Genomic DNA, 19585 nt, shown 5'->3' with positions numbered 1-19585 from the left:
TCGCACGACGTCGTCGCGGAACTCCTTGGGATAGGGCTTTGCCACGAGGGACTTCCTGCCAGCGAGGAGCGATCCTCGCTGGTCAGGCGTCAACCGAACTCGGGGCAGTCCCCTCGGTCCTGCCGTTCACCATCTCGGTGACGTCATACGAGCCCATCACCGGGGACCGCTCAGCGTCGGCGCTTCACCTGGACCGGCTTGGAGGTCACCTTCGTGACGGCAACGTTGGGCCGACGGATGACCACGCGCACGCTGATCGTCTTCCCCGCGTCCGTGGCCTTCACCTTGTACCGGGCCGACCTCCCAGCCTTGCCCTTCACCGCCTTGCCGTTGCGCAACCACCGCAAAGTCACCTTCGCCGGGGCCGGGGAGAAACCAGTCACCCGGGCCCGCAGGACCTTCCCTGGGCGCGCCTTGCCCGCCACCTTCACCACACCGTCACGGGTGGGCGGCTGTCCGGGCGTCGGACCGGCCACCGGGCCTGTCCTGCCAGGGCCCTTGGTGCCGGGTGGTTCCGTCGCGGGAGCCGCCGGGGCGACTGTGGCGCTGTGCGACGTCGAGATGGCCGACCCGTGGGCGTTGAACGCGACAGAGACCAACGTGAGCTGACGTCCCAAGTCCGTGACCGAAGGCGTGTACGTGTCGCCCGTGGCGGCCGCGATCGGCTGCCCGTCCAGGTGCCACTGGTGGCTGGTGCTCTCAGCGCCAGACCACACCGCGAACTTCCCCGTGGCCGGCAACCCCACCTGCACGGTCGCCGGCACCTGCGGTGCGGAGACCACCTGGGGGCCGGTCACGCCCCCAGGACCGGGCGGGGGACCTCCGGCACCCGGATCCGGGACCCCGATACCCAGACGGGACGTGAAAGCAGGCGCCGAGGGTGTGCCGGTGGGCGACCACGCGGTGACCGAAGCCGACAAGGCTTGCCCGGCGTCGTGCATCGTGGGCGTGTACGTCTTCTGCGTGGCCCCCACGATCTCGGTGTCGTTGCGGTACCACTGGTAGGTGAACCGTGCAGGTGTGGGGGACCAGATGCCGTCGCTGGTCTCCGAGACCTCACCGACCACCCAACCCGTGGCCTGCGGGCCCAAAAGCAGCTCAGGGGCGTAGTCGTACCCGACGGGACCGGTCGCGACGCTGAGCGCAGCTCCGGTGTCGGCGCCGGCGGTGACCACCTTCGCCTCCACCTGAACCGTCTTCTCGACCATCTCCCGGGTCAGCAGCAGCTCAGGCCCGGTCCCGACCGGGGCGGAGTCGGCGAACCAGGTGAACTCCACCCGCTCCCCCACCCCGGTGGGGGTGTAGTCGCCCGCGGAGGCGCGCAGCGTCTTCCCGACCATCGCCGTGCCGGACACCGTCGGGCGGCTGCCTGCGCGCCAGGTGAACGCGGCCGGCCGGCCGGGGTCCACGAACGTCGTGGTGTAGGTGAGGTCCGGGGCGGGCTGAGACGACCCCGGGTTCGTGCGGTTGCTGACGCGCACCCGGTAGGTCACGTCCCTGCCGCCGACGTCGGAGGGCAGGACCACCCCGGAGGGTTGGAACACCACGGTGCTGGCGTTGCGGAACTCGACGTTGACCGGCAGGTCCCTGACCGGGCCCGGTGAGAGCTGGGTGACGGTGACGGTCGACCCGGCCATCCAGTACTGGTCGCGCAGTTGGACCGACCAGCGTGGGGTGTCCAACGGCTCGGGGAAGTACCCGGCGGCAGGCCAAGCCACCGGGTGGCTGGTGAAGTCCGAACCTTCCGGCGTCCTCCGGTAGTCGCCGGTGTACAGCGTCCACGCGGCGTTGGAAGCGCCGATGCCCAGACTGTTGGTCGTGCGGCCCAGCAGCAGCGTGCGGGTGCCCAACGTCGCTTCCTCAGGGCTCGCGGACCGCAACGCCAACTTCATCCCGTTGTGCTGCGTCGCCGGGTAAGCACCCATGCTCCAACCCAGAGAGTCGGCGGCCTGAACGTCGTAGCACGCCCACGAAGGGTCGATGTCGTGCCGGAACCCGTTCGCGGCGAACATCAACGCAGCCCGCTGGGCGAGGGCGTTGCTGCCAGCATTCAACGGCACGGCCGGAGAGCCGACCAGGTCCCGTGCGTAGGTCAGCATCGCCAGGTTCGCGTCCAGGTACGCCTGCGACGGGGACCCGGGGTCGCAGGTCGCCACGTTCCCGTCCCACCGCACAGGGACCGCCTCGGCGGGCGCGTAACGGGTCAGGTACCCGGAGATCACCGCCGCACGGTCGTTGGCGTCGATGGTGCCGCCGTCACTGAGAGCCGGCACCGGGAGGGCAACCCCCGGCACGGTCGTTCCCGGGTCAGCACCAGCAGCAGAAGCGGTGAGGGTGGCCGTCGCGGCCAGCACGCCGGCCACGGCGACTGTTGCGAGCCGGCGGAGGTCGGTGGTCTTCACATGGAACTCCGAGTGTTGTGGCGGTGTCCGGTGACACCGCCGCGGGGTCAGGGTAAAGGCCAGGACCGACGTGGCGTCGCAGAACGACTACAGTGCCTCCCCACCGCCGCGGTCGCGTCCGTCGGATCCACCGGTGACTCGTATGACAACGCCCTGGCCGAGGCGTTCAGCTCGCTGTTCAAGGGCGAACTGGTTCGCAACAAGGGACCGTGGAAGAGCATCGATGACCTTGAGATCGCGGTCGCTGAGCACATCGACTGGTTCAACCACCGACGCCTGCACGGCGAGATCGGGCTCGTCCCACCAGCCGAGTTAGAAGACAAGTACTACCGCCACAACCCCACGCCGACTACCGTCGGCGCGTCAGTTCAGAGCCTCCACTGAACCCGGTACACGACATAGTGACGTCCTTGGCCACGTCATGCTGTCACCAGATCGTGCAGCAGTCCCACCGGCCCAGCGCAGGGGGCGAGTGGCCACCAGTCGGACACACCCCAAGACACGGCCGCCCGGCCGGCCCTAGGCTCCGGTCCCCGACCCACACGTCGGGACCGTCAGCACGTCAGCTCAGGGGGACCCGACATGCCCGACACGCCCGCCACCCAGCCGCCCACCCCACTGACTCGAACAGCTCCCCGACCCACAGCAGCAACCGTCCTGGTAGGGCTGCTCGTCACCGCCTTGGCTTTCCTCGGGCTCGTTGCCACTCCAGCCTCAGCGGCCGGCACCGGAGCCATCTCCGGCACCATGCGCGGCCCGACGGGTGAACCGGTCCGCGGGTACGTCGACCTGCTCATCCCCGACGCCAGCGAAGACGACGGATGGGCCTACGTCGACGGGTACGAAACCGACCCGAACGGCAACTTCACCATCCCCAACCTCGATATCGGCAACTACCGGCTCTTCTTCGTCGCCAACAGCGAAACCATCGCCTACCAGTTCTACGACCGCGCTCCCACCGTCGCGACAGCCACCGACGTGAGCGTCACCGACGGCGCCACCACCCTGATCGACACGCGCCTGGCAGCCGGAGGCCACATCACCGGGAAGGTCACCTACGCCCCCGACGCCCCTGCCCCCGGCCTGACGGTCTGCGCATGGGGTCAGGTCGTAGACACCCGCCCCAACTGCGACCTGACTGACACCACCGGCACCTACCACCTGTACAAGATGCTGCCCGGCAACTACCGGCTCACCTTCGAAACACGCGGCAACGGGTGGTTGCGCGAGTTCTGGCCCAACAAGTACCGGCAAGTCGACAGCGAGTACTTCCCCGTCGCCGCCACCACCACGGTCACCGGCAAGGACGCCACACTGGAACGCGCGTCCGTCATCTCCGGGAAGCTCACCAACCTGGCCGGCGTCGGCCTGTACGGGCACGTCGGAGCGCTCACTCGCACACCTGCCGGTGCCGGGTGGACGTACACGTCCTGGGACTTCACTTCCACCAACGATGACGGCACCTACCGTTTCGAAGTGCCCGCCGGCACCTACTTCCCCACCTTCGAGTCCGGCGACTACGCCTTTGAGTACTGGAACGACGTCCGCCCCGGAGCCGAAGCCGACCGAGACCCGCTCACCCTCACCGACGGGCAAGTCCTCGACAACATCAACGTAACCTTGGAACGGCCCACCTCCCTCAGCGGCATCGTCTCCGGAACCGGGGCACGCACCCGCCTGCTGATGAACGTGTACATGAAGACCCGCACCAGCTGGAACAACATCAACGATGTCTACATCGACGACGCAACCGGCAGGTACGAGTTCCCGCGCCTGTCCAGCGGCACCTACCGGCTCGCGATCTTCGACGACGACACGAACGAGAGGTTCTGGGTCGGCGGCACCAACCTGGACACCGCCACCGACGTCGTCATCTCTCCCGAGACCCCGAAGACGTTCAACGTCACCCTCAACACCGCCGGTCCCCCACCCATCCCGACGCCCACCCCTACCTCGGAACCAACCCCGACGCCATCCCCCACCCCGGCACCCACCGCAACGCCCACGGTCACGCCCACGGCTGCCCCCACCACGGAGCCAGGCCCCACGGCCGCACCGGTCCCACCCACCGCAACACCCACGCCCACGGCCACGACCGCCCCGGTGTCGCCGGCTGCGGCCCTCAAGGCGCTCCTGACCGCGGCCAAGGTGAAGGGGAAGCCGCAGGTCGGCAAGACGCTCCGCGTGCGCGTCAAGCTGGCGGCTGGTGCGTCCGTCAGGGTTCAGTGGCTTCTCGGGCAGAAGACCATCAAGAAGGCCACCAAGCCTCGGCTCAAGGTCAACCGGACCTGGGAGGGCAAGACGCTGACAGTCAAGGTGACCGCGACGCTCAACGGGACCACCAAGACGCGGCGCATCAAGGTCGGCAAGGTCGCCTGACCCACCCACCACCCCGAGCGCCCGCCGGCTAGCAGCAGGAACCGCACCTGAACCGGCGTGCGCACAGAGAACAGGTCCGGGCTCCCCTTGAACCGCCCCGGCGTGTCCGGAGGCCGGATCTCTTGGCTCAGCCGGTCGGCGTGAGCTCGTTCCTTGCGGCGTAGTGGAGCTCCTCGGCTGCGATCGGGGTCAGGTCGTCGAGGGCCTCGTGCGGACGCTCGTTGTTGAAGAAGTCGACCCAGTTCAGGGTCTCCAACTCGACGTGCTCGACACCGCGCCAAGGGCCCTCGGGGCGACTCGACTCGGCCTTGTATAGCCCGATCTGGGACTCTGCCAAGGCGTTATCGTAGGCGTCGCCGACAGACCCCACATACGGGTCGACGCCCTCGTCGATCAGCCGCTGAGTGAAGGCGAAACTGACGTACTGGGACCCCGCATCCGTGTGATGGATGAGCCCGGAAAGGTCCGTGATCCCGGCCTGGCGCCGCGTCCAGATGGCGTGCTCAAGGGTGTCGAGCACCAGGTCGGTGGTCATCCTCGTCGCCGCCCGCCAACGGACGATGCGCCGACTGAAGACGTCGAAGATGAAGGCCACGTAGACCGTGCCGGCCCAGGTCGCGACGTAGGTGAAGTCGGCGACCCACAACTGGTTCGGCCGTGATGCCCAGAACTGCCGATCCAACTCGATCGAGCGGTCGCTCCGCGGCCGGGTCACCGAAAGTGGTGCGGACCTTCTTCAACCTCAAGGCGCCTTGCCAGCCCTGTTCACGGCGCGGCGGTGATGACCAGCACCGGCAACAACACCTTGGTGCCGTCCTCGAGTGGGATCTTCCTCGGCGGGAATCACAAGTCGCACTGCACCGCGTCTCCGGCCGCCCAGACCAACCGGTCCGCCGGGTCGACCGGCCGGTGCTCAGGGCGAAGCCGTCGGACGTGGTCACGGAATCAGGTGATCGACCCGGTCCACTCGACCGTTCGGCCAACACCAGGGCGCGCCACTCGGGGTCCGCAGGCATGACGCACGACAGCCCACCTATGAAATGAGCCCTTCCCAGATCCACTACCCCCGGGGGAGGCGAACGAAGCCCGCCTCTGGATAGGGCAGGCGAAGTCTGCAAGTCGGCAGCATGCTCCGAACTCGGTGCGCCCGGCCGCTTCACCCTGGTTCACGCCAGTGAAGGCGTTGACGACGACCGTGACGAAGCCGCGCCTTGGTCCGGGCCCCTTCGCCCGCGTGTTACATATCTGGTACACAGGGAACAGCGTTTTCGACGTTTGCGCAGGTCAGCATGGGTGAGTCAGTCAGTACTACGACATCTAGGCCTGACGCTGCGCTGACCTGCGGAAACGTCGGAAAAAGGCCTCTAACCTGCGGAAACTCCTACGCAGGGCTACGCACCGACACCCGCTGGCACGCGCTGGGCTGTGAGATGGCTGTGAGCTATGTGTGAGATCGTGTGAGATCGTGTGAGATGAGAACGGTTCTCAGGTAGAGAAGCGACAAGCCCCCGTCCCGACTTCGTGTCGAGGCGGGGGCTTTGTCGTGCAGGCAGTCCGACGCGTCGTTCGAATCCCACGCATGATGCGCTCCGCGGCACCAACTCGACGCCTACTACAACGTCGCGCCTGACCACTGGACCGGACGGCGACCAGAAGCGTCATCCGGGCCCGTCAGCGCCCGTGAATCTCCCGGACCCCTATCAGGTGTCCCCCACTGGATGGGGCCGAGCCCACCCCCACACAAGGAGCGCCCATGTGCGATCTGAAGACCGAAGGCGGCCGTCGCTGCCCCACATCCAAGCCCACCTCCAAGGGCGGCACCCGCGGCCAGGGCGCTGCCGCTGCCGCGGGCGCGGAGCCAGTCGAGCCCGACCCGACTCGCATCTACCAGACCCGACATGGCTACCGGGAGGTGAGGTGGCAGCGGGACTGATCCCATGGTGACCTGCTCAAAATCCCATGCCCTGAAGTCGGACTTTGAACCACCCGTTCGAAGCGCTCTCTCGCCCGTAGCCCCGTGAAGGCATGCGTCCTGCTCCAATAAGCGCCGAGACAGCCGCGGCCCGCCCTTACGCCCAAGACGGGAGGAGGTTCGTGGACATCAACTAGAACAGGCGCGAGAGGCCGCCGCCACATTGCGTGACGGCGGCCCCAAGCACTGGCGGACTACTCCCCGACGATCTGGTAGCCGCGTGGGATCGGCTCGCCCCCTAGCCGCGCTGACACCGGCCCCCCGACTTCTTCAGGGGCCTCCACCGAAACCTCGGGTGTCTCCGTGGTAGGGCGGACGACGAGCAGGTAGTGCTCCATCTGCTCGGTAGGGATCCCTTCTTCGGCGTAGGCGTCGATGTAGGCGCGGCCGCGCGCGAAGACGTCCACACGGTGCGCGCCTGGCGTGACGGGCACGAACGACGGGTCGCCCATGTCGTTGCCCATGTCCGTCACCGTGAGCCACCGTTCGGCGATATCCACGACCACCGACCGGTGCTCCGGCCAGTCGTCAGCCTCGGCCGGGAGTTCCGTGGTGACGGCAACCCGAACGGGCCCGCCTCGCACACCGGTGGTGATGGTGATCCCTCCGACGGCCGAGGCGACTGACAGGTTGTCGAAGTCGGTGAAGTCCATGGCCCACACATGGTGGTTGTCGCCGAAGACGAGCATGTGGTTCTCGACGACAACGGTGTGGAACATCACGACCTGAAACCGACCTGGAACGGGTCGCCTCCCAGCATGCGCTCAGCCCGGTAGAAGGCTCCGAGTTCGCCGCCACCGTAGGAGTTGTCGTCCTTCAGGATGTAGCAGCGCGACCATCCCTGAGCGCCGGTCCGGTACGGGGTTTTCGGCATCTGGCACCAAACGTCGATCGGGCGTCCGCCCAGGTAGCGGTTCGGGCCCGTCATCCAGTGCTTCATCGCCTCGCCCTCGAAGATCATCGCAGCGCGCGAGAGAACCTGCTCCAGGTCGTCACTCATAGGGGCACCGTACTCCGAGTCGCCGTGAAAACGGTTGCGCGAGGCGTCACACAGCCGCTCTTTCACGGCGTGTGCCGCCGGTCAGCGATGGCGAGCATAGGAGTGGGCCATGACGCCTAAGACACGGAACGTGTGGACGTGCGAGAACTGGGCAACCCACACGCCCCGCGCAGACCCAGTCCCCGTCCACCTCCGACACCGAGACCGAGATGCTGCCGGTCACGGCCTACGACGCCGCCCAGGACGTCACCCCGGCTGCCACTCCGGGAATCACCGTCCGGGGATGAACTCGATCGTGTCGCGCGTCATGTGGCGGTACCTCCACAAGGATGGGTGGTGGCGGGCACTACGGTGCTTCGTTAGATGGCGGGGGCACCGGGATCCCCCGTTCGGTGAGCAGTGCTTCACACCGCTCGACCAAGTCACCACGTTTGGCGTACCACATGCGCAGGTTCATGAGCACCGGTCGACCGTCCGCACCGGTCTGCAGCAGGTCGATATCCGGGTGGCTGAGGAACACGTCGTAGTAGGGCCTGAGGTCCTGGTCGGTGAACTTGAACACGGCTGCCGCTGTCTCCAGCGGCGTCCCGTCCCGCGGATCTACCTTGTTGACGTCGGCTCCCATGTCCAGCATCCGTTTCAGCACGGGAGCTTCCGCCTCGAAGTCGTGGACTCTTCCGTCCACCAGCGCGTGGAGAGGTAGGTGACGTCGGCACCGTCGTCAAGAAGCCGGTTCGAGATCGCCACGCGGGTCTTCGGGTCCCCATGGGTGAGCGCCATGGTGAGCAGGCTCGTGTCCGAAGCTCCGGTGTAGTTCACATACTCCGGCTGGTAGGCAGCCTCAAACTCTTCGTAGGTCCCGTGCGACAGCGCCGCGTACAGGGCGTTGGCGTCGCGGGGCTGCTTGCGGTTCAACCATCCCATGTCCGGAACCTATCTTCGTCTCGATGGCGGCGGGAGGCCCTCATCGACCCCTGACCTCGCGGGCTGATGGCGATGACAGGCGGCGGCAACGGGCTGCCCGGGGACGGTGGACCGATGGTGGTGGAGGCGGCCACCGGCGCGGTGGTCGGCTACGCCCCGATCCGGGACCGCAGCTCGGTCTACAGCGACAACGGCTACCTCACCGCCCTGGGCTTCCTCGACGAGGAGGCCGGGCTGCTGCTCGGCGGCCCGATGGACTTCCGCACCATGGAGCTCGGCGAGGAGCAGCGGCACCTCGTCGCCTGGGACTTCCGTGCCGGCACCTTCGAGCGTCTGACGACGGGTGACTCCTCGATGTCGGAGATCACCGTCGCCTGGGGGGTGCTCGCCGCTGGGTGACGTGCGCAGTACGCGCAAGAGGTCGAGCGGACGAGCGTCCCACCAAGATCGGGCGCAGACCCCTTCGTCGAAGTAGCCCGCATGGGATTGCCGATCTTTTCTGCATCTCGACACCGTCGGCCATCCGCCGCGCCGCCGCTGCCGATGCGCGCGGCGGCCAGTGGGAGGGCAACTTGCCCCCCCAGCGCCGGACTGGTGGGCTACCGGGGTCACTACCTTCATAGCCATGGCGTTCGGCCTAGTGCTTAGTGTCGAGCGCATGTGGCCCCGATCCGGGGAGGACACGTGAACCGAGCACCACACATGCGGGTACATGAGAGCACGCCGCCCGAGCTTGTGTCTCCGACCGGACATTACGCTGCGGCGCTTGCTGAGGTTCTAAGGTCGTCGAAGACCGGCCGTCGTCGTCCTACCGATGCCCCGTCCGGATCATCTACGGTGGTTCTTGACCGCTTTGGGCGTGGGGGTGTCAGGTGGAGGAGGCTTGGGACAGCGCCGAACTATGGCGTCTGACATTGGAGCACTCGCCCGTCGGCATGACCATAGTGGGACTCGACGGTCGCCTGCTGATGGTGAACCGGGCCCTGTGCAACATGCTCGGGTACGACGCCGCCGTGTTGCGCAAGCGAGGTTTTCAAGAGCTCACACATGCCGAGGATCTCGAGGCCGACCTCGAGCTGTTCGGTCGGGCGTTGGCCGGGGAGCTCGACTCCTATCGGCTGCAAAAGCGCTACCTACATGCTGACGATCGCATCGTCTGGGGCGATCTCTCGGTGGCTCTGGTGCGGGCCCGCGACGGCCGTCCGCTCCACTTCATATCGCAGATCGTCGACGTGACGAAGCAGCACGAGCACGAGGAGCGGGTTGAGGCAGCCAGGGCGGAGGTCGCGCACGAGCACCAGACCCTCGCGGCGATCTTCGAGACGGTGAGCGTGGGGTTGCTGCTGATCGGCAGCGACGGCCGCTACGAGCGGATGAACCGCCGTCACCGGGAGACGATGAGCCTGCCTTTCCCCAACGGCCACGACGGATATGCGGGGCAGCTCGGTGATGTGTACTTCCTGGACGGCAAGACACGGATGTCCAAGGAGGACATGCCGTCCTACCGTGCCGTCCAGGGGGAGGAGTTCGACGACTACACCTACTGGGTGGGCGATGATCCACGCACCCGCGCGGCCTTCTCCGTGTCTGCTCGCCAGGTGCGTGGTCCCTCAGGAGAGCAGTTGGGCTCGGCACTCGCCTACCAGGAGATCACCGATCTGATGCGCGCCAGACAGATCCAGGACGAGTTCGTGTCGTCGGTGTCTCACGAGCTGCGCACGCCGATGACCGCGATGCTTGGCTATCTTGAGATGCTGGGCGAGGACGAGGAACTGCCTCCTCATGTGATTGCCCAGCTGCGGATCGTCGAGCGCAACGCCAGCCGTTTGCGAGCGCTGCTGTCCGATCTGCTTCAGGTAGGACAGGCCGGCGAGGGCAGGCTTCCGCTGCAGCGCACGGCAGTGGATCTAGCCGCGCTAGTGCATGAAGCCGTCGAGGCGACGCGTCCTATGGCCGAGAAGTATGGCGTGGTTGTCGGGATCAACGTTCCCAGAAGCGTCACCGCCGTGGTCGACAGAGAGCGCATCCGCCAGGTGCTGGACAACCTGCTCTCTAACGCCATCAAGTACACCCACCCGGGCGGTCAGGTGAGCGTCGTTCTCACGCAGAGTGCGACCGCGATCGAAGTGGAAGTCAGCGACACCGGCATCGGCATAGCCCAAGAGGAGGTCGAACTCGTCTTCGACCGATTCTTCCGCGGCGAGGAGGCGCTCAAAAGGCACTTACCAGGCACCGGCTTGGGCCTCAACATCGTCAGCTCCATCGTGGCCGCACACGACGGTGCCGTAGCGCTGGACAGCGTAGTCGGACAGGGCAGCACTTTCAGGGTCACATTGCCTCAGCCGACTGTATAAGGCAGACCTCCCTCGAACTTGCGCCATCGCGCTGTATTTGCGGCCCGTGCTTGCCGACAGCCGGCCGACTCCGATGGCATGACCCGGCTATACGTGATCTTCGAGGCCCACTCGACCCTTGACCCGTTGGGACAGGTAGAGGTGGCTTCAGTAGTTCACGGATTCGTCTTCAGAGACGATCTTCAGCGTCTCCCCGCCGAGAACCGACGTATCCGCCAAACTTTCGGTGATGCGCCATTCGAGGCCGAACTCGGCGACCTTCCCGACGCGAGGGCCGAGCAACGAGCAGAGATCATCGGCGCCCTGGTCACGGCCGCGGTAGCGCTGGACGGCGCTTATGCCGAAGCCAGCCAAGCACTCCGAGGGTCCCCCGGGTCTCCTTCAGATAGGTGTCATCAGACCTGCGTCGGAGCTGCCGTCCAACACGGGCAACGTGCAGGTCCACGCTCAAACCACGTACAAAGACGTCGCCCGCCAAAGTCAATTAGGGGATGTGCACGCTGGACCGGTTGACCGCATCAAGTCAGCGCTCCGCTGGGTCATGCTGTCACCCGATAATGCAGCAGTCCCTCTCGCTGCTAGAACTCGCAATCGCGGCGACTCTCGGCCCTGCAACGGTCGTATCCGTCGCCGCCGTTAGCCACGTCGTGCCCTGGACCGCCGAGCAGCACGTCATTTCCGTCGGCACCAACGAGGCGGTCGTTGCCAACCCTTCCGTAGATCAACGCGCCAAGGCCGCCATCGTGCCGGAGAACATCTGCGCCGCGGCCACCGTCGAATCGACTGCCACGAGCCCCGCCCACGAGCATGACTCGGTCTCGTCCGCGCCCCATCCGAATGTCGGCCTTCCAGCGGTCGGGCATGAAGAACACGCTGTTGCCAAGCCGTTCAGGTTGACTAAACCGCCCCACATGTCCGGAGACTCCGGACATGCCGGGACGCTTCAGTCAGCCAGGAAGGCGCGCAGCGCGCTGTTGACCTCCTCGGCATGGGTCCAGAGCAGCCCATGCGGTGCGCCTTCGATCTCGACGTATTCGGCGTCGGGGAGAAGCGGGCGGAACCGTCGTGCGGTGGCGTCGATCGGCAGGATGTTGTCGGCCGTGCCGTGCAGGATCAGGGCCGGCTTGCCGCTGGCACGGACCGCCTCGACGTCGTCGCGGAAGTCCTCGATCCACGACGAGACCACGGCGTAGGCCGCGACGGGGGCGCTGGAGACGGCGACGTTCCAACTGCCGGCGACGACCTTCTGGCCGATTCGATCGCCGAGGTTCTCCTCGAGGTTGTAGAAGTCGGAGAAGAACTGGTCGAACCAGGCGTAGCGATCACCCCTCGCCGCTGCCTCGATGCCTTCGAACACACTCTGTGGGACCCCCCCAAGGTTGTCGTCGCGGGCGAGGAGGAAGGGCTCCAGGGAGGCGAGGAACGCGAGCTTCGCGACCCGCTCGTGGCCGTAGCGCGAGACGTAGCGCGCAAGTTCGCCGGTGCCCATGGAGAAGCCAATCAGCACGGTGTCGCGGAGGTCTAGGGCCTCCAGCACGGTGCTCAGGTCGGCGGCGAAGGTGTCGTAGTCGTACCCGGTGCTGACCTTCGATGACCGGCCGAAGCCGCGGCGGTCATAAGTGATGACGCGGTACCCCGCGGCGAGGAGCTCGCGAGTCTGCCGCTCCCAGCTGTGGCCGTCGAGCGGATACCCGTGGATAAGGACAACCGGCTGACCCGCGCCTTGGTCCTCGTAGTAGAGCTCGATCGGTGTGGTGTTCTCTTCACCGACGGTGATGAATCCCATGATTCGTTCCTTTCCTTGTTGATTTGCTGCGTCTGTCGTAGTCAGCGGTGACCTGCCTGCATGGCCACCCCTGGCGCCGGCTCTGTGCGTGAGGCTGTCGACGGTGCTCGCGGGTCAGCGTGGTCGTGGTGGACGCCGTCGATCGCCGCAGCCAGGGGCCGCCTCGGTGAACGAGCGCGCGTCCGGGAACCGATCGCTACGAGCCTTGGCGAGTGCTTTCGCCAGGACGGCGCCGAGCGTGGATGCCCAGCCTGGGCAGGTGCGGGCGAAGGCTGCACAGTGACGAATCCTGCGCGTGGGCCTGGCCGCTCTACGGTGACCTCCGGTGCCAGCCCCCGCCACTAAAGGGCTCTCGTTCCGAGCCCCGCAGTTCGCATGAGCCCACGTCCGTCGCCCCCGAGACGGTGGTGGTCTCCGACGGACGCGACACCACGGACCACAAAGTCGAACACAGGTCTTCAGTAGCGCCGTCCGATCCCCTGCGCAGACCAACAATTGTCATCCGCGCTCGATGTGCTCCTCCAGGCGCAGGGCGGCCGTCGGGCAACGCGCGATCACCTCTGCCAGGGTGTGGACGGTCTCCTCGGTGTCAGCCCTGCCGGGGTCGATCCAGGGTCGTGCGGCGGGGTTGAACACGCTCGGCATCCCGCGCACGCACTCGGCGGCGTGCCGACACGCGTCCCGGTCGAAGGAGACGTCGACGAGGGGGCCGGTGTAGGTCCTGCGCGCCACGATCAGCGCCCTCCCGCGGACGGCGCCGCGTTGTAGAGCAGGTCGCGGTACTCGGGGTGACCGCGAAGCCAGCCGACGATGAAGGGGCAGGTGACGAGTGCCTTGAGGCGTCGCTCCCGCACGTCGTCGAGCGTTGCGCGGGCAAGCGCGTTCGCGACCCCGCGCCCCTCGAAGGCCGCATCGACCTCCGTGTGGGTCAGGGCGACCAGCTCGTGGGTCTCCTGGTAGTCGACGAAGCCGGCGACCGTGCTCTCCCCGGCGAAGGTGGCTTCGTAGCGGTTCCGGTCGGGGTTCCTGGTGACCGTGATCTCGTGGGCCATCGCGGTGGGTCCTCCTGGTCTCGATGCTTCCTGCGGTGTGGCTCCATGCTCGTGCCGCGGGCGGCTCCCTCGCGTCAGGGAGAACTGCCTATTTCGACCCGTCAGGAGAGCGGCAGCTCCCTGAGCTGCCGGCGGGAGGTGATCTCGAGCTTGCGGAAGATGTTGCGCAGGTGGGCTTCGATCGTGCGAGGGCTCAGGAACAGCTGCCCCGCCACCTCGCGGGAGGTGGCACCGGAGGCCACCAGCCGGGCGACGTGGAGCTCCTGGGCGGTGAGCTCGTCGACCGGCTGGGTGGTCCGAGCGCGTGGGTGCTCGCCCGTGGCCCGGAGCTCACGGGCCGCACGGGCCGCGAACGCCTCCGCACCCATGTCGCTGAGGAGCCGGTGGGCGGTGCGCAGCTGCTCCCGGGCATCGCGGCGCCGACCTTCGCGGCGCAGCCACTCCCCGTAGACGAGATGGGTGCGGGCGAGGAAGCCGCCCATCCGGCTGCGACCGAGCTGCGCGACCGCCTCCACGAACTGCTCTTCCGCCGCACCTGCGCCACTGACCAGTGCCTCCGAGCGCGCCGCCATCCCGAGTGCCCAGGGTGTACCGCTGGCCTGGGCCCGGGAACAGACCTGGGCGGCCGCCTCCGCGGCACGCTCCGTCTGACCGGCGCGGGCGGCGGACTCGACGAGCTCGGCGTGCGCCAGGTTGCTGAGCGACAGCTCGGGGGACTCGCACGCTCGCGCCGCCGCCCCCTGTGCGGCTGCGTAGTTCCCGAGCCCGTTGTGGAGCACTGCCAAGGCGTACTGCGCCAAGGACGCCTCCGTGCCTCCGTCCGGATGCGCAGCGTCCTGCGCGATGACGTCCCTGAGCTCCGTGGTCCTCGCCTGGTCCCCCCGCCAGGCGCTGAGGACGAGGTGGGCGTGCTGCACCTGCACCCCACCGGTGGCCCGGGTCAACGCCGACGCCTCGGTGGCGAGCCCTTCCGCTGCGGCGAGCTCGCCGGTCAGCACCGCCGTCAGGGACAGGAAACGCAACGCGTCGGGCAGCGTCGCCAGCGCGCCGGCATCCCGAGCGACCTGGACGTTGTGGCTGGCTAGGACGTGCAACAGATCGTCGTCGAAGACGGCCAGCGCGTTGCGGCAGGCCAGCCGAAGCCATCGTTGGCTGTACTGGGCCTGCTCGGGGTCCGTGAGCGTGTCGCGGAACGCCGTCAGGGCGTGTCGCAGTGCGGGGGCACCCACCGCGAACCCGGACGTCAAGGTCTTCACGAGCCCGTCCAGCAGCAGGTCCGGGGGTTGCGGCGGCCCCGGAGGCGCGGGGGCCATCCGTGCAGCCTCCGCGACCTCGAGCACGCCACGGTCGGAGCCGCCACTCACCAGCGCCGCGTCCAGCGCGTGCAGGTAGGTCTCGCGGGACAAACCCGCGTCGAGGTCGGACAGGCGCTGGGCTGCCTCCACTAGCAGCTCCGGCACCTCGCCGCCCCGGGTGGTGTGGAAGGCGACCTGCGCCCTGAGCAGGGTGATTCGAGCTGCCTGCAGCGTGTCGAGGGGTCCGGCCTCGGCGACGACTAGCAGCGCCCGGGCGCTCTCGGGGGCACCGGCCTCGTGCTTGAGGTGGGCCGCATCCAGCGACCGTCTCGCCCGGACGGCGGGCTCGGGGGTCAGCTCGGCAGCGCGTTGCAGGAACGCGGCCGCGGCCGCCACGCCGCCCCGGTCTCGGGCCCGGTCAGCCGAGCGCTCCAGCTCGGCGGCAGCCTCCTCGTCTGTTCCCAGGACGGCCTGCCCTCGGTGCCAGGCTCGGCGGTCCGGGTTGTCGCGCGGCTCGGTGGCGACGGCCAGGGCAGCGTGGGCCCGACGCCGGTCCGGTGCGGTGGCCGCCTGGTAGACCGCCGACCGGACCAACGGGTGCCGAAAGCGCACCCGCGTGCCCAGCTCGACGAGCCCGCTGGACTCGGCGGCGACCGCCGCCTCGCGGGGGATGCCAAGGTGGGAGGTCGCGCGCCACAGCACGCCGGGGTCGCCGGTCGGGTCGGCCGCGGCGACGAGGAGCAGCAGCCGGGTCTCGCCCGGGAGGCTGGCCGTGCGGCGTCGGAAGCCCTCCTCGATCCGGTGGGGCACGCTGAGCACGTCCGGCCGGCCGAACCCTCCGGCGAGGTGTGCCGGCGATGCTCCTCGGGGCAGCTCGAGCAGGGCCAGGGGGTTGCCGCGTGCCTCGGCCGCGATCCGCGCGCGCACGGCGTCGTCGAGGGGAGTGGCGACGGCCGAGCCCAGCAGCGTCTCGGCGTCGACCTCGCTGAGCCCCTCGAGGTGCAGCTCCGGCAGCCCGCTGAACGGATGCTCGTCACCCGGGCCGGCGTCGCGGAGCGCGAGGACGAGAGCCACCCGCTCGGCCGACAGCCTTCGCGCGACGAACGCCAGCACCTGGGCCGACGCCTCGTCCAGCCACTGTGTGTCGTCGACGACGCACAGCAGCGGCGCCTCCTCCGCCACCTCGGCCAGCAGGTTGAGGGTAGCCAACCCCACCAGGAAGCGGTCGGGGGCGGGTCCGGTGCGGCTGCCGAACGCCACGCCCAGGGCTGCCTGCTGCGGCTCTGGCAGGGCACCGAGTCGGCCGAGCAGCGGACCGCAAAGCTGGTGCAGGCCGGCGTACGCGAACTGGCTCTCGGCCTCGACCCCCGTCGAGGAGCCCACCGCGAACCCCGAGGAGGAGGCCGCGGCGCCTGCCTGGTCCAGCAGGGCCGTCTTGCCGATGCCGGCCTCGCCGCGCACCACGAGAACCCCGCTGTGCCCGGCGCGGGCTCGCGCAATCAGCTCATCCATGGCCGCGCGCTCAGCGAGCCGACCCACGAGGTCCAAGGCAATCGCTCCCCTCCGAGCCGCACCGGTAGCTGAGTGTCACGGATGCACGAAGCCCTCGCAAGTGCGCCCGCTGCGTCACGGGCACGACCCGTAGGGACATCGGTGCAAGTCACCGACGCGACGAGGGCGCCGGTCGGGCGAGCCTGAGGACACGGCGACGGACCGACGACCAGTCGGGTTGCCCGGCCTCCCGGCCTCAGGGCCGAAGGAGGCACCCCCGTGTCCACGAAAGGAACACCATGACCACCTCCCCCGTCATCGACGTCGAGCACCTGAGCGTCACCTACGGCAACTTCACGGCCGTGCGCGACCTCTCCTTCCAAGTGCAGCGCGGGGAGCTCTATGCGCTGCTGGGAACCAACGGGGCCGGGAAGACCTCGACGCTGGAGGTCGTGGAGGGCCACCGGTCCCCCGCCTCCGGCACCGTGCGGATCTTCGGCGCGAGCCCCCAGGACCGCCACGCGGTCCGCCCGCGAATGGGAATCATGCTGCAGGAGAGCGGCTTCTCCCCCGACCTCACGGTGCGGGAGTCGGTGGGTCTGGTCGGGGCGCTCAGCGGACGGCGGGACGACATCGGCAGGGTCCTCAACGTCGCCGGGCTGGCCCACAAGGAGTCCACCCGGGTCGCTCAGCTCTCCGGCGGCGAGAAGCGTCGCCTCGACTTCGCCACCGCCGTGTACGGCGGCCCGGACCTAGTGGTCCTCGACGAGCCGACCACCGGCCTGGACATCCAGTCACGCGACTCCCTGTGGGCTGCTGTGGACCGGCTACGCGACACGGGCACCACGGTCGTGCTCACCACGCACTACCTGGAGGAGGCGCAGCAGCGCGCCGACCGGATCGGCCTCATGCACGCAGGCACGCTGCGCCAAGAAGGCACCGTCGCCGAGCTCACCCGGACCCTGCCCGCGGTGATCAGCTTCTCGCTCCCGCCCGGGGCGCCGGAGCCGCCGATCGTCGGCGCGCTCAATGGAGGCTTCCACGTCGAGACCTTCAGCCTGCAGCGCGACCTCCACCGGCTGCTGGGCTGGGCGCACGACTCGGGGGTGGAGCTGCTGGACCTCACGGCGGGCCCGACCCACCTCGACGACGTCTTCCGCGCCCTCGACAGCCACTGAGGCGACCATCCCAGACCCACCCGCCCACCTCCGTCACCACCTCGAAGGGATTCACCACCATGCTCGAGATCGCTCGCAGTGAGCTGTTGCAGATGTTCCGGAACCGCCTGGTCCTGGTCACCGGCCTGGTCATCCCGGTCGCCGTCGGCGCCTACTTCATCCGCCAGCACGAGACCTTCTCCGACCTCGGCAGCACCGGCTACGTCGCTGCCATCGTGATGTTCACCGTGCTGGCCTTCGGGCTCTACACCACGGCGGTGACCACCCTGGCCGCCCGCCGCAAAGACCTCTTCCTCAAGCGGCTGCGCTCGACGGCGGCCAGCGACCCGAGCATCCTCGCCGGGCTGGTCCTCCCCGTCGTCGTCGTCTCGCTCGTCCAGGTGACCGCGATCCTCGCGGTCTTCGGGGAGGTCTCCAGCCGCCCCGACGCGATCGGGCTCCTGGTGCTGGCGGTCCTGGCGACCACCGCCATGATGGTCGCCCTGGCGCTGGCGACCGCGGGCCTCACGAACTCTCCTGAGCACGCCCAGGTCACCACCCTGCCGGTCAGCCTCGCGGTGATCGCGGTGGCCAGCTGGGTCGGGATCAGCGGGACCGAGGAGCTCGCCTACGTCAAGCGGCTCCTGCCCGGCGGCTCAGCAACGGAGCTCATCGTCAACGCGTGGGACGGCGGCGTCCCGCTCGCCGAGTCGCTGTCTCTGCTGGTGCCCACCCTGGCCTGGGTCGCCCTCGCCGTCGCGCTGGCCGGCCGGCTCTTCCGGTGGGAGCCGCGGCGATGAACGGTCCGAGGGCCGGACGGCGCCCGCCCGGGCCCAGCGGCCGCCACGGGACCGCCGCCACCCGCTCGGTGGAGACCTTGATGGGCACGCGTCGCGTCCTCCTACAGCGCTACGAGGTTGGGGAGTTCATCGGTTTCGGCGCCACCGCGGTGGTGCACCGGGGTCGCGACCTGCGCACCGGCCGACCCGTCGCGATCAAGGTGCTGCACAAGAACCTGGCGACCGACCCCCGGTTCCACTCCAGGTTCAGGCGGGAGGCGGAGGCGGTGACCGGCCTGCGGCACCCAGAGATCGTGGCCGTCCACGACGCCGGGTACGAGCACGCGACAGACCCGTCTGGGGCCCGGGTGCGACTCCCGTTCATCGTCATGGAGCTCATCACCGGCCGGTCCCTGCGCGACGTCCTCGAGCGCGGCCGGCCGACGCTCGCCGAGACGCTCGACTACCAGCTGGGGGTCCTGTCCGCCCTCGAGGCCAGCCACCGGGCCGGCGTCGTGCATCGCGACATCAAGCCCGCCAACGTGATGGTGACGCACCAGGGCGCGGTCAAGGTCGTGGACTTCGGCGTCGCCCGGAGCAGCCACGACCTCGCGGCGACCCTCACCCTGCCCGGGGAGCTCCTCGGCACGCCGTCCTACCTGGCGCCCGAGCAGGTGCGTGGGGAGACAGCCGACCCCCGTAGCGACCTGTACTCCGCGGGCTGCCTGCTCTACCACCTGCTGAGCGGGAGGCCTCCCTTCGTCGGGGACGACCCCGTCTCCGTCGCCTACCAGCACGTTCACGAGGAGCCCGCGAGCGTGGACACCGGTGTCGCCGCCCTCGACGCCGTCCTCGCCCGGGCGCTCGCCAAGGAGCGCGACGACCGGTTCCAGGACGCGCGCTCGTTCCGGGTGGCCCTGCTGCGCGCGACCAGGGGCGGCACGATCCAGCGCGGCCCGGACACCGTCACGAGCACGGCCTGCTGACCACGGAG

18 protein-coding genes and 1 pseudogene are annotated in these 19585 nt (G+C 68.6%); 7 read left to right on the top strand and 12 right to left on the bottom strand.

The annotated features are described in order from the left end of the window. Positions 1-170: 170 nt before the first annotated feature. Positions 171-2363, bottom strand: coding sequence for a hypothetical protein (locus AC4BG9_RS17430; protein WP_490572386.1), 2193 nt, complete (start codon positions 2361-2363; stop codon positions 171-173). 156 nt (positions 2364-2519) lie between these two features. On the opposite strand from AC4BG9_RS17430, the pseudogene AC4BG9_RS17425 reads away from it, so the two are divergent. Together AC4BG9_RS17425 and AC4BG9_RS17420 are read left to right on the top strand one after the other, a co-directional pair. Beyond that, positions 2520-2732: pseudogene (locus tag AC4BG9_RS17425) on the top strand (integrase core domain-containing protein); the annotation flags it as partial. Between the two features lie 252 nt (positions 2733-2984). Next, positions 2985-4781 (top strand): carboxypeptidase-like regulatory domain-containing protein, encoded by a 1797-nt coding sequence (locus tag AC4BG9_RS17420; protein ID WP_490572385.1) that lies wholly within the window; start codon positions 2985-2987, stop codon positions 4779-4781. Positions 4782-4908: 127 nt separating this feature from the next. Here the strand turns inward: AC4BG9_RS17420 and AC4BG9_RS17415 are convergent, their stop codons facing one another. The 5 genes from AC4BG9_RS17415 to AC4BG9_RS17395 all read right to left on the bottom strand — a co-directional run bounded on the left by AC4BG9_RS17415 (position 4909) and on the right by AC4BG9_RS17395 (position 8677). Next, positions 4909-5496, bottom strand: coding sequence for an IS3 family transposase (locus tag AC4BG9_RS17415; RefSeq protein ID WP_490572384.1), 588 nt, complete (start codon positions 5494-5496; stop codon positions 4909-4911). Between the two features lie 1451 nt (positions 5497-6947). Continuing rightward, a complete protein-coding gene (locus tag AC4BG9_RS17410) occupies positions 6948-7475 on the bottom strand; it encodes a hypothetical protein (RefSeq protein WP_490572383.1) in 528 nt (175 codons plus the stop codon). Beyond that, positions 7472-7753, bottom strand: coding sequence for a hypothetical protein (locus AC4BG9_RS17405; RefSeq protein ID WP_490572382.1), 282 nt, complete (start codon positions 7751-7753; stop codon positions 7472-7474). The genes AC4BG9_RS17410 and AC4BG9_RS17405 overlap by 4 nt, the downstream gene beginning before the upstream one ends. Positions 7754-8099: 346 nt before the next feature. After that, on the bottom strand, positions 8100-8399 hold the full coding sequence (locus AC4BG9_RS17400) for a hypothetical protein (RefSeq protein WP_490572381.1): 300 nt from the start codon (positions 8397-8399) through the stop codon (positions 8100-8102). Further along, positions 8393-8677 (bottom strand): hypothetical protein, encoded by a 285-nt coding sequence (locus tag AC4BG9_RS17395; RefSeq protein ID WP_490572380.1) that lies wholly within the window; start codon positions 8675-8677, stop codon positions 8393-8395. The genes AC4BG9_RS17400 and AC4BG9_RS17395 overlap by 7 nt, the downstream gene beginning before the upstream one ends. Positions 8678-8743: 66 nt before the next feature. Between AC4BG9_RS17395 and AC4BG9_RS17390 the strand changes: the two genes are divergently transcribed. Together AC4BG9_RS17390 and AC4BG9_RS17385 are read left to right on the top strand one after the other, a co-directional pair. Continuing rightward, on the top strand, positions 8744-9076 hold the full coding sequence (locus AC4BG9_RS17390; RefSeq protein ID WP_490572379.1) for a hypothetical protein: 333 nt from the start codon (positions 8744-8746) through the stop codon (positions 9074-9076). A 473-nt stretch (positions 9077-9549) separates the two neighbouring features. Beyond that, positions 9550-11031, top strand: coding sequence for a sensor histidine kinase (locus AC4BG9_RS17385; RefSeq protein WP_490572378.1), 1482 nt, complete (start codon positions 9550-9552; stop codon positions 11029-11031). Positions 11032-11178: 147 nt separating this feature from the next. On the opposite strand, the gene AC4BG9_RS17380 is transcribed toward AC4BG9_RS17385, so the two are convergent. The 6 genes from AC4BG9_RS17380 to AC4BG9_RS17355 all read right to left on the bottom strand — a co-directional run bounded on the left by AC4BG9_RS17380 (position 11179) and on the right by AC4BG9_RS17355 (position 16703). Beyond that, positions 11179-11385: a hypothetical protein gene (locus AC4BG9_RS17380; protein WP_490572377.1), complete on the bottom strand. Its 207-nt coding sequence runs from the start codon at positions 11383-11385 to the stop codon at positions 11179-11181. Positions 11386-11609: 224 nt separating this feature from the next. Then, entirely contained in the window at positions 11610-11840 is a 231-nt protein-coding gene (locus AC4BG9_RS17375) for a hypothetical protein (protein ID WP_490572389.1), read from the bottom strand. 134 nt (positions 11841-11974) lie between these two features. After that, entirely contained in the window at positions 11975-12817 is an 843-nt protein-coding gene (locus tag AC4BG9_RS17370) for an alpha/beta fold hydrolase (RefSeq protein WP_490572376.1), read from the bottom strand. A gap of 498 nt (positions 12818-13315) precedes the next feature. Continuing rightward, the gene (locus AC4BG9_RS17365; RefSeq protein ID WP_490572375.1) at positions 13316-13549 is read right to left on the bottom strand and encodes a (4Fe-4S)-binding protein; all 234 of its coding nucleotides are present in this window, start codon (positions 13547-13549) and stop codon (positions 13316-13318) included. 2 nt (positions 13550-13551) lie between these two features. Further along, positions 13552-13869 carry a GNAT family N-acetyltransferase gene (locus tag AC4BG9_RS17360; RefSeq protein ID WP_490572374.1) on the bottom strand — a complete coding sequence of 106 codons (318 nt, stop codon included), beginning with the start codon at positions 13867-13869 and terminating at the stop codon, positions 13552-13554. Positions 13870-13970: 101 nt separating this feature from the next. Next, entirely contained in the window at positions 13971-16703 is a 2733-nt protein-coding gene (locus tag AC4BG9_RS17355; protein WP_490572373.1) for an ATP-binding protein, read from the bottom strand. Positions 16704-16954: 251 nt separating this feature from the next. Between AC4BG9_RS17355 and AC4BG9_RS17350 the strand changes: the two genes are divergently transcribed. From AC4BG9_RS17350 to AC4BG9_RS17340, 3 genes are read left to right on the top strand one after another with little or no spacing between them, the layout of a single operon-like run. Further along, on the top strand, positions 16955-17833 hold the full coding sequence (locus tag AC4BG9_RS17350) for an ABC transporter ATP-binding protein (RefSeq protein WP_490572372.1): 879 nt from the start codon (positions 16955-16957) through the stop codon (positions 17831-17833). Between the two features lie 59 nt (positions 17834-17892). After that, positions 17893-18612 carry an ABC transporter permease gene (locus AC4BG9_RS17345; protein WP_490572371.1) on the top strand — a complete coding sequence of 240 codons (720 nt, stop codon included), beginning with the start codon at positions 17893-17895 and terminating at the stop codon, positions 18610-18612. Then, entirely contained in the window at positions 18609-19577 is a 969-nt protein-coding gene (locus AC4BG9_RS17340) for a protein kinase domain-containing protein (RefSeq protein ID WP_490572370.1), read from the top strand. Before AC4BG9_RS17345 ends, AC4BG9_RS17340 begins: the two co-directional genes overlap by 4 nt. Positions 19578-19585 lie beyond the last annotated feature (8 nt).

The sequence above is a fragment of the Nocardioides sp. Z40_12 genome (genome assembly GCF_058215795.1).
The sequence above is the reverse complement of the archived record's forward strand: the minus strand, read 5'-3'. Positions and strand labels throughout refer to the sequence as shown.